Annotated in this window: 11 protein-coding genes; 7 read left to right on the top strand and 4 right to left on the bottom strand. The window is 69.9% G+C overall.

Annotated elements, in window-relative coordinates:
- A partial coding sequence (locus FLX07_RS31010; protein ID WP_280116560.1) for a CBM35 domain-containing protein occupies positions 1–784 on the top strand: 784 nt, incomplete at its 5' end.
- Between the two features lie 57 nt (positions 785–841).
- On the opposite strand, the gene FLX07_RS31015 is transcribed toward FLX07_RS31010, so the two are convergent.
- A complete protein-coding gene (locus tag FLX07_RS31015; RefSeq protein WP_229689953.1) occupies positions 842–1,525 on the bottom strand; it encodes a M15 family metallopeptidase in 684 nt (227 codons plus the stop codon).
- 16 nt (positions 1,526–1,541) lie between these two features.
- Entirely contained in the window at positions 1,542–2,717 is a 1,176-nt protein-coding gene (locus tag FLX07_RS31020; RefSeq protein WP_142575246.1) for an ROK family transcriptional regulator, read from the bottom strand.
- Positions 2,718–2,933: 216 nt separating this feature from the next.
- Between FLX07_RS31020 and FLX07_RS31025 the strand changes: the two genes are divergently transcribed.
- The 4 genes from FLX07_RS31025 to FLX07_RS31040 all read left to right on the top strand — a co-directional run bounded on the left by FLX07_RS31025 (position 2,934) and on the right by FLX07_RS31040 (position 7,800).
- A complete protein-coding gene (locus tag FLX07_RS31025) occupies positions 2,934–4,265 on the top strand; it encodes a sugar ABC transporter substrate-binding protein (protein WP_142575247.1) in 1,332 nt (443 codons plus the stop codon).
- Positions 4,266–4,268: 3 nt separating this feature from the next.
- A complete protein-coding gene (locus FLX07_RS31030) occupies positions 4,269–5,288 on the top strand; it encodes a carbohydrate ABC transporter permease (protein WP_142575248.1) in 1,020 nt (339 codons plus the stop codon).
- Positions 5,285–6,136, top strand: a complete 852-nt coding sequence (locus FLX07_RS31035) for a carbohydrate ABC transporter permease (protein ID WP_142575249.1) — start codon at positions 5,285–5,287, stop codon at positions 6,134–6,136. Before FLX07_RS31030 ends, FLX07_RS31035 begins: the two co-directional genes overlap by 4 nt.
- A 134-nt stretch (positions 6,137–6,270) precedes the next feature.
- Positions 6,271–7,800 (top strand): glycoside hydrolase family 3 protein, encoded by a 1,530-nt coding sequence (locus tag FLX07_RS31040; protein WP_142575250.1) that lies wholly within the window; start codon positions 6,271–6,273, stop codon positions 7,798–7,800.
- Positions 7,801–7,892: 92 nt separating this feature from the next.
- Here the strand turns inward: FLX07_RS31040 and FLX07_RS31045 are convergent, their stop codons facing one another.
- Entirely contained in the window at positions 7,893–9,173 is a 1,281-nt protein-coding gene (locus FLX07_RS31045; RefSeq protein WP_142575251.1) for an OmpL47-type beta-barrel domain-containing protein, read from the bottom strand.
- A gap of 784 nt (positions 9,174–9,957) precedes the next feature.
- Here FLX07_RS31045 and FLX07_RS31050 point away from each other — a divergent pair.
- The gene (locus FLX07_RS31050) at positions 9,958–11,172 is read left to right on the top strand and encodes a multicopper oxidase domain-containing protein (protein ID WP_208762477.1); all 1,215 of its coding nucleotides are present in this window, start codon (positions 9,958–9,960) and stop codon (positions 11,170–11,172) included.
- 160 nt (positions 11,173–11,332) lie between these two features.
- Positions 11,333–12,370 carry a multicopper oxidase domain-containing protein gene (locus tag FLX07_RS31055; RefSeq protein WP_142575253.1) on the top strand — a complete coding sequence of 346 codons (1,038 nt, stop codon included), beginning with the start codon at positions 11,333–11,335 and terminating at the stop codon, positions 12,368–12,370.
- Between the two features lie 48 nt (positions 12,371–12,418).
- On the opposite strand, the gene FLX07_RS31060 is transcribed toward FLX07_RS31055, so the two are convergent.
- Entirely contained in the window at positions 12,419–13,597 is a 1,179-nt protein-coding gene (locus FLX07_RS31060; RefSeq protein WP_142575254.1) for an ROK family transcriptional regulator, read from the bottom strand.

Consider the following 13,597-nt stretch of genomic DNA (forward strand, 5'->3'; position numbering starts at 1 on the left):
CACCTGGTGGCTCTACAAGTGGTACGGCGACATGGCCGGCCGCATGGTCACCACCACGCCGTCCACCCAGACCGGGCTGGACGGCTTCGCCTCCTACGACGCCACCCGCAAGATCGTCAACGTGGTCGTCGGCAACGAGTCGGGCACCAACACCGTCCGCGTCACCGGCATCGGCGCACTGGGCTCCTCGGTCCGGGTCACGCTGGAGTCCACGCACACGCCGAACCGCTTCACCTCGGTTCCGGCGGCCACCGCCGTCTCCGACATCGTCTACCGGGTGACCGGCGATCAGCTACTGGTGACGGTGCCGAACATGGCCGCCTCGGACGCCTACCACGTGATCGTCCAGCCGGCCGGCGGGGTGCCGTCCTACCAGCAGCGCTACGAGGCGGAGAACGCGTCGGTCTTCCGCGCCCAGCGGCTGACCGGCTCCAGCGCGTCCGAGGGCGGCTACGTGGGCCGCATCGACAACAGCAACGGTGATCACAGCACCGACAGCTACGTCGACTTCGTGGTGAACGTGCCCACCGCCCGGACCTACACGATGACCATCGGCTACGCCAACGGCACCGGCGCCACCGCCACCCAGGGCCTGGCCGTGAACGGCGGGTCGTGGAGCACCGTCAGCTACCCGGCCACTTCCGGGTGGGGCCAGTTCGGCGCCACGGTCAGCACCACCGTGAACCTGCGGGCGGGCTACAACGTCATCCGCCTGGCCAAGGGCTCCCCCGGCTTCTCCGGTGGCACCGGCTACGCCGAGCTGGACCACATCCAGCTCACCTGAGCCACGCCGCATCACACCGCCCGCGCCGGCACCCCGGCGCGGGCGGCCGGGCCGTCCCTACAGCTCGACGGGGCCGTAAACGGCGGCGGGGGCGTGGCGGGTCATGGCCCAGTAGCGGTCGCCGTAGGACCAGTGCCACCACTCGGTCGGGTAGTTGACCAGCCCGGACGCCTCCAGGGCAGCCCGCAGCACGTCGCGGTTGCGCCGCGCCTCGGCTCCCACGGGGGCGGCGGTGTAGCACGCGCCGCCGCTCTGCTCGGGGGTCGCGTTGACGGCCGTCCCCATGTCGAGCTCCACCCCGTCGCCGTCGCACAGCGTGAGGTCGACGGCCGCGCCCGCCGTGTGCGGGGCCACCTCGATCGGCGAGACGTACCGGCTCGCGGCGACGTGCAACTCCGCGTCCGACAGCAGGGGGAACGTGGTGCGCAACTCGTCCTTGTAGTCCTCGAAGTACTTCGTCTGCAGCGCCGGCGGGCGGTAACCCTCGACCACCACCAGGTTGAATCCGGCGGGCAGGCGCTCCTGCGCCTCCTCCAGACGGGCGAGCAGGCCCTCGCGCAGGTGGGCGTAGGCCCCGGCGGGGTCGGCGAGCCGCCCGTCCACCCGCAGCCGCCCCCGTACGTCGCTCAGCTTCTCCCCGCACTCGCGCACGCCGATCGCGGTCACACGGGGGTCGGAGATGAGCACCGGACCTTCGGCGAGGCCGGGTACGGCGAAGCGATCATGGAGAGATTCGGGCACGTGGATCAATTTACCGTCAAACAGTGTCCGAAAAGACCTCTTCGCGCGCTTGGTCCAGTGCCGCGACGATCGCACCCATGAGAACTGGATTGCCCTCCACGCTGGTCGCCACCACCGTGGGACTACTCGGGCACACCCTGGCCACCGCCTCCTCGACGCGCTCCGCGAGGTGAGCGCCGCCGGCCCTGCCCACGTCACCGCTGAGCACGACGAGCCCCGGGTCGAGGACCACGGAGACCGCCGCGACGCCGACCGCGAGCCGCCCGGCCAGGTCCTCGACGAAATCCTCGTTGCCGGCGTCGATGGCCGTACGAACCAGGTCCGCCACCTCGGCGTCCCGCATGTCCGGGGTGGCGAGGCCGTGCGAGCGGGCAAGGTTGCGCAGTGCCTCTCCTCCGACAAGGCGCTGGAAGGAACCGGTCTGCGGCGCGGTGACCGCGCTCGGCAACGGTTCCCCGGGGACGGGCAGCCAGCCGATCTCGCCCGCGCCGCCGGTGATGCCCCGGTGCAGCCGGCCGCCGAGCATGACGCCGAGGCCCTGGCCGACGCCGGTCCACAGGATCACGAAGTCGTCGGCGCCCCGGGCGGCGCCGTACGTCTGCTCGGCGAGGGCCGCCAGGTTGACGTCGTTCTCGATGATCACGCATTCGCCGAGCAGGGTGCGCAGCCCGGCCAGGATGCCGACGTGCCAGGTGGGCAGGTCGACGGAGTAGCGCACGTCGCCGGTGAGCGGATCGACCACTCCGCGCGTGCCGATGACGAAGCAGCGCAGCCGGGCGAGTTCGATCCCGGCCGTCTCGCAGGCCCGCTGGACGGCCTCGTGGACGATGCCCACGGGATCGCGGGCCTCGCTCGGGTCCACGGTCACCTGGGCGACGACCGTGCCGGCGATGTCGGCGACGGCGGCCGTGACGCTGTCCGGCAGCACCTCCAGCCCGGCGACGTACGCGCTGGAGGGGTTGACCCCGTACAGCGCGGCGTTGGGGCCGCGGCCGCCGGAGCGCTCCCCCGCGGCCGTCACCAGCCCGCGCGTCTCCAGACGGGCCAGGAGTTGGCCGGATGTGACCTTGGACAGCCCGGTAAGCTCTCCCAACTCGGCTCTGGTCAGCGGGCCTCTGGAGATGAGGAGTTCCAATGCCGCGCGATCGTTGATCTGCCGAAGCAGCCGAGGCGTACCCGGTCGTTGAGCCACCGGCAGGTTCCCCTCTCGTCACGATCCGCTAACGCGGTCTTTTTTATAAGAAAGTTTCTTGTTAGTTTAGCGCCAGCCAGCCCGGAGGCAACCGATCAGCCTCGGGACGCCATGAGCGCCGACCGAAAGGAGAGCGCCTTCCAGCAGGTGAGCGGCCCGCCGACACCCCCCACGAGGCGCACCCCCGACGCGAAGCCGGGAAGGGAGAGACCCATCGTGAAGATCGTGAAGATCGCCGTCGCGACTACCGCGACCGCTGCCCTGGCCCTGGGACTCGCCGCTTGCGGAAGCGACGACTCCGGAAGCACGACCGCCCCGACGGCCTCCGCCGCCGCGAACGGTCCGAAGTTCGCCGGTCAGACTCTTACCGTGTGGCGACTCGGTGCCCCCACCGACGTCTTCACCAAATACATGGACGACCTGAACGCCAAGTTCAAGGAGCAGACAGGCGCCGAAGCGAAGGTCCAGTGGGTTCCCTGGCCCGACGCCCAGAAGAAGTGGACCACCGCGCTCGCCGGCGGCGAGGGCCCGGACGTCACCGAGTTCGGCAACGACCAGGTCGCCGCCTGGGTGGCGCAGGACGCGCTCGCCGACATCACCGACGCCGCGAAGGGCGACCCCGAGCTCCAGCAGATCCCGCAGAACCTGTGGAGCTACGAGACCATCGACGGCAAGATCTACGCCTTGCCGTGGGGAGGCGGCACCCGCGCCGTGCTCTACCGCAAGGACTGGTTCGACAAGCTCGGCATCGAGGTCCCCAAGACCTGGGACGACCTGGTCGCGGCGGCCAAGACGATCGTGGACAAGCAGGGCAAGGACGTCGACGGCTTCGCCTTCAACGGCGGCTCCGACGCGAACATGTCGCTGTCGCCGTTCGTCTGGTCCGCCGGTGGTGACTTCGCCACGTTCGAAGGCGGCAAGTGGGTGGGCCGGCTCACCCAGCCGGCCTTCAAGGAGGGCTTCCAGTTCTACACGGACCTGGTCGCCAAGGACGGCGTGTCCGGCAAGGGCCGCCTGACGCAGAACTCCGTCGACATCGCCCAGCGCTTCGCCGCCGGCAAGGTCGGCATGTACGTCACCGGCGGCTGGGACATCGCCGCCATCAAGGAGCAGAGCAAGGGCAAGGTCGACGAGTCGAAGATGGGCTTCTTCTCGCTGCCCGCCAAGGACGGCTCCGGCCCGGCCCCGGCCTTCCAGGGCGGCAACGACATCGCCGTCTGGAAGGACAGCAAGAACCCCGAGCTCGCCCTCGAGTACGTCAAGCTCGCCGCGGGCAAGGAGTTCGGCGTCCGGTACGCCAAGGAGGGCGGCCTGCTCCCGCTCTACCCCGACGCGCTCGCGGAGATGGGCGGCGACCCCGCCCAGAAGCCGTTCACGGAGACCTTCAAGGTCGCCAAGGGCTTCCCGGCCAGCCCCAACTGGGCCGAGGCCAACGACACCAAGGCCGTGCTGCAGAACGCGGCGCGCGAGGTGATCGAGGGCAAGAAGAGCGTCGACCAGGCTCTGACGGACGCGAACACCGAGCTTGAGACGATTCTCAACCAGTAGATCATGACTGACACGTCAACCCTCGCCCGGGGCGGAGCCGACACCTCCGCCCCGTCGCGGCGCGGTCGCAAGCGGGCGCGCGGATCGGGGCTCCCCCCGAAGGCCGTCCCCTACGTCCTGCTCCTGCCGGGCTTCCTGGTCATCGCGGTGCTGCTGCTCTACCCGATGTACCAGATGGTCGAGATGTCCTTTCACAAGGTCGGACTCCGCCAGATCAAGGCCGTCAACCCCGCGCCGGCCGACTTCATCGGCGTGGACAACTACGAGAGCGTCCTGTCCTCGCCCCTGTTCTGGTCGTCGCTGCGCAACACGGTGGTCTTCGCCCTCGTCACCGTCGCGCTGACGCTCCTCCTCGGGACCCTGGTCGGCCTGCTGCTCAACAAGCTCGGCCCGAAGATGTCGACCTTCGTGGTCGTCGGCATCATGGCCGCCTGGGCGACCCCGCCCACCGCGCAGGCCATCGTGTGGAAGTGGCTGTTCGACTCCGACGCCGGCGTCGCCAACTGGATGCTGAACCTGCTGCCCGACGGGCTGTCGCGGCTGCTGTTCGGCCATTCGGACTGGAGCGGCCAGCCCTGGTTCAACGACACCTCCACGCTCTACTTCGTGCTGATCGTCGCCGTGGTGTGGGCGTCGTTCCCGTTCATCGCGGTGTCCGTGCTCGCCGGCCTGAAGAGCATCCCGTCGGAGCTGTACGAGGCGGCGAAGATGGACGGCTCGGGCGCGGTCACCACGTTCAGGAGGATCACCTTCCCGCTGCTCAAGCCGGTGTTCTCGGTGCTGGTCGTACTGTCGATCATCTGGGACTTCAAGGTCTTCACCCAGCTCTACCTGCTGGCGGGCGGCACCACGAACCGGGACGCGTTCAACCTCTCGCTGTGGAGCTACGCCGAGGCGTTCGGCGGCAGCTCCCCGAAGCTGGGGCTCGGCGCCGCCATCGCGGTCGTGCTGACCGTGATCCTGCTGCTGATCACCCTCGTCTACGTCCGGCAGATCGTGAAGACGGAGGACGACATCCGATGAACCCGCTGGCGCGCAGGAGACTCGGACGGATCGCGCTGAACGCGGCCGGCGTCGCGGTGTTCCTCTTCGCGGTCTTCCCCGTCTACTGGATGGTCGCCACGGCCTTCAAGCCGAACGACCAGATCTTCACCACGAGCTTCATCCCCTTCCCCAGCCCGCCGTCGCTGGACCACGTGCAGCGGGTCTTCACCAAGGGCGTGGGCGAGCTCCCCATCTGGCAGTACCTGCTCAACAGCACGCTCGTGGCACTCAGCGCCGTCGTGCTCGGCGCGGTCTTCGCGCTGCTCGCGGCGACCGCGGTGGCCCGGTTCCGCTTCCGCTTCCGCACCTCGTTCCTGATCCTGCTGCTGATCGTGCAGATGGTGCCGGCGGAGGCGCTGCTGATCCCGCTGTTCACCATGGTGAAGCGGATCGGCCTGTACGACCAGCTGCTCGGCCTGATCGTCGTCAACGTCGGCCTGACGCTGCCGTTCTCCGTCTGGATGCTGCGCACGTTCGTCGCGGCCGTGCCCAAGGAGCTGGAGGAGGCGGCCTGGATCGACGGCGCCGGCCGGTTCACCACCTTCTGGCGGGTGCTGTTCCCGCTGGTCGCGCCGGGTCTGGTGACGACGAGCATCTTCGCCTTCATCACCACCTGGAACGAGTTCGTCTTCGCCCTCACCCTGATCAACGACCAGGGCAAGTACACGATGCCGGTCGCCCTGAAGTTCTTCGTCGGCCAGCGGTCGACCGACTGGGGCGGCATCATGGCCGCCTCCACCCTGATGACCATCCCGGTCCTCGTCTTCTTCCTGCTGGTCCAGCGGCGGATGGTCTCCGGCCTCGTCGCGGGCGCGGTCAAGGGATAACCCCACCGCCACCCAGCACCTCCCCCTCGTACGGCCACCCTCGTACGGCCCTCGTACGGCCACCGCGCCAGGTGGCCGTACGGGCCCTGCCCGCGCGCCCTCACTCCCACTGCCACCTAAGGAGCGCAGACACCATGTCCGCCAAACGCGACCCCCTGGCGGGGGGCGCCGACCTGTTCACGCGTACCGGCGACCCGGGCCTGCACCGGCTCGCGGCGGGCGCACTGCTGATCTCGTTCCGGGGCACCACCGCGCCGGACTGGGTCCTGCGCGGCCTGGAGGGCGGTCTGGGCGGCGTCTGCCTGTTCGGGTTCAACGTCGCGGGCGGCGAACAGGTCGCCGCGCTCAGCGCCCGCCTGAACGAGGCGGGCCGCCCCGTCGTCTCCCTGGACGAGGAGGGCGGGGACGTCACCCGGCTGGCCTACCACACCGGGAGCGCCTATCCGGGCAACGCCGCGCTCGGCGCGGTGGACGACGTGGCCCTGACCGAGCGGGTCTACCACGCGATGGCGGCGGACCTGGCGCGGTGCGGGGTGAACCTCGACATGGGCCCGGTGGCCGACGTCAACACCGCGGACGACAATCCGATCATCGGCACCCGGTCGTTCGGCCCGTCGCCGGACCTCGTGGCACGGCACACGGTCGCGGCCGTACGCGGCCTGCAGTCGGCGGGGATCGCCGCCTGCGTCAAGCACTTCCCCGGCCACGGCGCCACCCATCAGGACTCCCACCTGGAGATCCCGATCGTGGACGCCTCGCTCGACCTGCTGAGAGAGCGTGAGCTGATCCCCTTCCTCGCGGCGATCGAGGCCGGAGCGAAGTCGATCATGACGGCGCACGTGGCCGTTCCCGAGCTGACCGGCGACCTGCCCGCCACGCTCAGCGCCCGGGCGCTCACCTGGCTGCTGCGCCGCGAGCTGGGCTACGACGGCGTCGTGCTCACCGACGCCCTCGACATGCACGCGATCAGCGAGAACGTGGGGCTGGCGGAGGGCGCGGTGCTGGCCCTGGCCGCGGGCGCCGACCTGCTGTGCCTCGGGCCGCTGCCCACGGCGGAGGACGTACGGGGCATGGTGGACCACATCGTGGACGCCGTCGCCGAGGGCAGACTCCCGGCCGAGCGGCTGGAAGAGGCCGCCGGGCGGGTGGAGCGGCTGCGCGACTGGTTCGCCGGCGCGCACCTGTCGTCGGGGAACGGGCCGGCCGGGGAGGTCGCGGAGGGCGACGTCGTCGGCCTCCGCGCCGCCCGGCGCGCCGTGTCGCTGACGGGCTCGGCGGGGCCGCTGGCCGACCCGTTCGTGGTCGAGATCGACACACCGCCGACGATCGCGGTGGGCGAGGTGCCCTGGGGGGTCGCGCCGTGGCTGCCGGAGGCCGAGATCGTCCGGGTCAGGCCGGTGGAGGCCGACGCCGGGGCGCTGCTCGGCCGGGCCCGGGAGCGTTCGCTGATCGTGGTGGTCAAGGACGCCCACCGCCACCCGGGCAGTCGCCGGCTGATCTCGGAGCTGCTCGCCGCCCGCCCGGACGCCGTCGTGGTGGAGATGGGCCTGCCGATCTGGCGGCCGGAGGCGGGGGCCTACATCGCGACGTACGGCGCGGCCCGCCCCAACGCCCAGGCCGCGGTGGAGCTGCTGAGCGATGGCCCCTCGGTGGCGGGGCTGTAGAAGACGGGGCCGACCGGCCCATCGGCCGGTCGGCCCCTGTTCACTACGGTGGCGTCACCGGTACACACACCGTGATCGCCACGCGGCCCCGGTCAGCCGCAGCTGGTCGCGGTGTAGTCGGCCTCGTAGGACGTGGTGACCTTCTCGCCGTCGATGAGCGAGGTGCCCGTGACGGTGGCCTCGCCCGCGCCGATCTGCTTGGCCCGCGCGTTGAAGGACTGGTAGGCCTGCTTGCCCGGGGCCACGTCGGCCACGGTCTTGGAGCCGTACGGGGTGGTCAGCGTCACGGTCGCCGGCACGTCGCCGTCGTTGACGGCCGTGACCGCGACATACACCGACGAGCCCACGCAGCGGGACGAGGCGGTGACGGTCAGCGGCGTCTCGGCGGGCGGCGGCGCCATGACGACCGTGAAGTCGGTGGTGGCGACGTCGGAGGTGTTGCCGGCCTTGTCGGTCGCCCGGTAGCTCACGGTGTGCGCCCCCTGCTGGTCGATCACGAGCGCCTTCGTGTACGACGCGAACGCCTGACCGTCGACCGCGTACTCCACCGTGTCCACACCGGACTCGGTGTCGGTCGCGGAGATGGTCACCGTGGCGGACTCCACGTAGTCGCCATCGGCGTTCTTCTCACCCGACACATCCGCCGCCACCGTCGGCGGCGTGGTGTCCTTCGGCTGCGGGGCCACCACTGTGAACGTCACCGACTGCACCTCAGAGGTGTTGCCGGCCTTGTCGGTCGCCCGATAGCTCACGGTGTGCTCGCCGACCTGGTTCACCGGCACCGGAGCCGTGTAGGCCTGGAACGCGCCAGCGTCCAGGGCGTACTCCACCGTGTCCACACCGGACTCGGTGTCGGTCGCGGAGACGGTCACCGCGGCGGACTCCACGTAGTCGCCATCGGCGTTCTTCTCGCCCGACACATCCGCCGCCACCGTCGGCGGCGTCGTGTCGGCGCTGGTGACCACGAGCTCGCCGACCATTCCCGAGTGACCGGGGATCGCGCAGTAGAAGCGGTACGTTCCGGGGGTGAGGTTCACCTGAACCTCGTGCCTGCCCCCGCTCGCGTCGAAGGGGCTGGCGACGAAGTTGACGTTGACGTCGTGGTTGTAGCCGGGGCTGGAGACGTCGAACGTCAGCGTGTGCGTCAGCCCGGAGGTGTTGCCGGTCGACGCGTTGGTCTCGAAGACGATCGTCGTAAGGCCGGCCTTCGCCGTGGTCGGCGCGGACTTGTACTGGGTGTAACTGTTGTCGGCGGTCCAGACGAGCGTCTGCTCCGCCGCCTGGACGGCCTGCTGACCCTGGTCCTGCGCCGCGGCTCCGACTCCCGACAGCCACACCGTCGGCAGTGCCACTGCCGCGATCACCAGGACCATGCGTCCGAGCGTGGCAGGGGTTCTGAGCGCCCTCCGCAAATCACCGAGGAAGCCCGACAAAGATCTGATGCGCATATACCGTGTACCTCTCATGATCTGATGCGCCGGCCGGCGGACATCGTGCTTTGGCCGACGTCACTCCGAGGGCGTGCCGGGCGGGAGTGCTCGCGCACGCGGGCGTCGCGAAACTCGCCAAGGGGTGTCGGCCTCGGAGCGGTGGTAGGTCTGGCGGCCATAACGGGCGGCGTCGCCACGCCCAGAGTCAGGGCGACGTTCCCCTTATGATCACGGCGCGGCGCCAGGCGGGTGGCCGGGGTATGCGAAGAGGTCTCTTCGGCCCATCGTCCGCTCCTTCGGTTGTGGGGGGGCAACAGCAACCTTCGGAAGAACTACCTGATCGGCCGCAGTGGTCACTGGGCTCGCCGGCGACGACATCGGTGCCGTGACGTCCTCCATCCCTTCAGAGGCTGGTGGCCGCTCTTCAGGCGCTTCGGCTGGAAAACGTAACATTCTGGCTGCATTTAGTCCACAACCATTACTAAGTTGACTCGTTCGTTACCATACTTACTGAAGAAATCAGCAAAAGACCCCGTACGCATCGAGGAAAGTGCCCTCACACCTGCCCGAATTCCACCTCCGGATCGACACGGCCGACGCTCCGCGGACCGGCCTCGGGTCCCGACCCTCACGTCGTATCCGCCGGCATCACGGACCACCCCCCCGCTCGCCGCGCCCAGGCGAGCGCCGTCCTTGATTGGGAACCATGACCGAGAAAAGCACTGATGTGACGCGACACAAGCTGTCCCGTCGCGCCTTCGCCACAACCGCGGCGACAGCCGCCGCGATCGCGCCGTTCGCCGTGTCGAGTCAGGCCACCGCGGCGCCTGCGGACAAGACAGCGGGCAGGACCGCGGGCGAGCCGGGCGACGTCCGCCGCATCACCCTCTACGTGGACAACCTGCCGAACGGTCAGCTGGGCTACGGCCTGGAGCCCGGCAAGCCCACGATCCCCGGCCCCCTCATCGAGATGATCGAGGGCGAGACCCTCGAGATCGAGCTGGTCAACAACGCCGACGTGACCGCCAGCCTGCATGTGCACGGAGTGGATTACGAATGGGACAGTGACGGCACGCGGATGAACAGCAGCGTGGTGGAGCCGGGAGGCCGGTACGTCTACACCTGGCGCACCCACGCCCAGATCGACCGGACGGACGGCACCGTCGCCCCGGGCAGCGCGGGCTACTGGCACTACCACGACCACGTCGTGGGAACCGACCACGGCACGGGCGGCATCCTGCGCGGGCTCTACGGGCCGGTCGTGGTACGCCGCACGGGCGACACACTCCCCGACAAGACCTTCACCATCGTCTTCAACGACATGACGACCAACAACCTCACCCCCGCGCCCGACTTCACCGCCGAACTCGGCGAACGGGTGGAGTTCATCGTCATCGCCCACGGAAACGTCTTCCACACCTTCCACATCCACGGACACCGCTGGGCCGACAACCGCACCGGCATGATCGAGGACCCGGAGGACCCGAGCCGGATCATCGACACCAAGACCACAGGACCCGCCGAGTCGTTCGGCTTCCAGGTCATCGCCGGCGAACGCGTCGGCCCCGGGAAGTGGATGTACCTCTGCCACGTACAGGACTATTCCGACAAGGGGCTGGCCGGGACGTTCACGGTGACCGGCGCGAGCGAGAGCGTGCCGCTGACCGTCACCGCTTCGTCCCGCTGCGTGGGCTCGTCGGTGTACGTCGCGGTCACCGCCGTCAACGACGGCGACGTGCCGGCGACCGTGACGCTGACCACCCCGTACGGCACCAAGACCGTGGCCGACGTGGCCCCGGGCAAGCAGGCCTACCAGTCCTTCAACGCGCGGGCCAAGCAGATCGACGCGGGCAAGGCCACCGTCACGGGCACCTCGTTCATCAACGGCAAGAAGGTCACCACGTCCTACGAGGCCGGCTACACCGCGACCAGCTGCGGCTGACCCGGCTTCGAAATTCCCTCTTTCCTTCGCGAATTCCTCCGGATCGGCACGGCCGCGCCTCGACCCCGACCCCCAGGTCGCATCCGCTGGCTCGCCGTCGGCATCACGGACCACCCCCCGCTCGCCTCGCCCAGGCGAGCGCCGTCCTCGATTGGGAATCATGACCGAGAAAAGCACTGATGTGACGCGACGCCTGCTCTCCCGGCGCCTCTTCGCCACCACCGCGGCGACAGCCGCGGCGATCGCGCCGTTCGCCGTGGCGAGCCAGGCAACCGCGCAATCACCCGAGAAGACCACAGCCAAGGCCGCCGGCAGGACCGCGGGCGAGCCGGGCGACGTCCGCCGCATCACCCTCTACGTGGACAACCTGCCGAACGGTCAGCTGGGCTACGGCCTGGAGCCCGGCAAGCCCACGATCCCCGGCCCCCTCATCGAGATGATCGAGGGCGAGACCCTCGAGATCGAGCTCGTCAACAACGCCGACGTCACCGCCAGCCTGCATGTGCACGGAGTCGACTACGAGACGACCAGCGACGGCACGCGGATGAACAGCAGCGTGGTGGAGCCGGGAGACCGGTACGTCTACACCTGGCGCACCCACGCCCCGACCGACCGCCCGGACGGCACCATCGAACCCGGCAGCGCGGGCTACTGGCACTACCACGACCACGTGGTGGGAACCGACCACGGCACGGGCGGCATCCTGCGCGGACTCTACGGGCCGGTCGTGGTACGCCGCACAGGCGACACACTCCCCGACAAGACCTTCACCGTCGTCTTCAACGACATGACGACCAACAACCTCACCCCGGCGCCCGACTTCACCGCCGAACTCGGCGAACGGGTGGAGTTCGTCGTCATCACCCACGGAAACTTCTTCCACACCTTCCACATCCACGGACACCGCTGGGCCGACAACCGCACCGGCCTGCTGAAAGGCCCGCAGGACCCGAGCCGGATCATCGACACCAAGACCACAGGACCCGCCGAGTCGTTCGGCTTCCAGGTCATCGCCGGCGAACGCGTCGGCCCCGGAATGTGGATGTACCACTGCCACGTACAGAGCCACTCCGACATGGGAATGGCCGGGATGTTCACGGTGACCGACGCGGACGGGAACGTGCCGGGCCACTCCATGGACGACATGTCCGGCCACTCCATGGACGACATGCCGGGCCACTCCATGGGCGGCTCGTAACGGCGACGCCCCATCCGTCCGAACCGGGGCTTCGGCTGGGAGCACTCCCTATGCCGTGAAGATCTCTTCCCTGGCCTGGTCGAGCGCGGCGAGGACGGCGCCGCGCAACACCGGGTTGCCCTCCACCTGGCCCGTGACGACCTGCGGCGGGACCGGGCAGATGCGCGCGACCGCCTCTTCCACGCGGGTGGTCAGCGCCGCCCCGCCGGCCCGGCAGACCTCTCCGTCCAGCACCACGAGACCGGGGTCGAGCACCACGCACACCGACGCGACGCCGAGGGCGAGCCGCGAGGCGACCTCGTCGAGCAGGGGCTCGCCCGCGGTCCCGGCGGCGACGGCCGCGGTCACGCAGTCGGCGGCGGTGTTCCCGGCGAAGCCGTGCCCGCGGGCCAGTTCGGTGACGGCCTCGGAGCTGACCAGCGACTGCAGGCCTCCCCCGAGCGACGGCAGGCGCCCGGGCACCGCCCTGACGTCGTCCGCGAGCGGCACGCCGGGCACCGGGAGGTAGCCGATCTCCCCCGCGCTGCCCGACCGGCCCCGGTGCAGCCGTCCGCCCAGCACGACGGCCAGGCCGATGCCCCGGCCCACCCACACGAGCACGAAGTCGTCCACCTCCTGGGCGGACCCCTTCGCCCGTTCGGCGATCGCGGCGAGATTGACGTCGTTCTCGATCGTGACGTCCCGGCGCAGGTCGCGTGCCAGCGCCTCGTGGATGCCCTCGTGCCACTGCGGCAGGTCGAAGGAGAACCGCACGTCGCCGGTGCGGGGGTCGACGACGCCGGGCGTGCCGATGACCACGCCACGCAGCCGCGACAGCGCCACCTTCGCGCTCCTGCACGCCTTCATCACGGCCGCGTGCACCAGCGACACCGGGTCGTCCCGCCCCTCGGGGGAGGCCGTCACCTCGGCCACCACGTCGCCGTTGATGTCGGCGATCGCCGCAGACACCCGATCGGGTCCCACCTCGAGCCCCGCGACGTACGCGCAGGAGGCGATCACGCCGTACAGGGCGGCGTTGGGCCCCCGATTGCCCGCCTGCTCCCCCACGACTTCCACCAGGCCGCGCTCCTCCAGACGGGCCAGCGTCTGGGACGCGGTGACCTTGGACAGGCCGGTGAGCTCCCCGATCTGGCCGCGCGTCAGGGGACCCGAGGCGAGCAGCAGCTCCAGGGCGGACCGGTCGTTGATCTCCCGGAGCAGCCGGGGCACGCCAGGACGTCGCTCCAT

This window comes from Microbispora bryophytorum (assembly GCF_006874465.1).
GTDB classification, from domain to species: domain Bacteria; phylum Actinomycetota; class Actinomycetes; order Streptosporangiales; family Streptosporangiaceae; genus Microbispora; species Microbispora bryophytorum.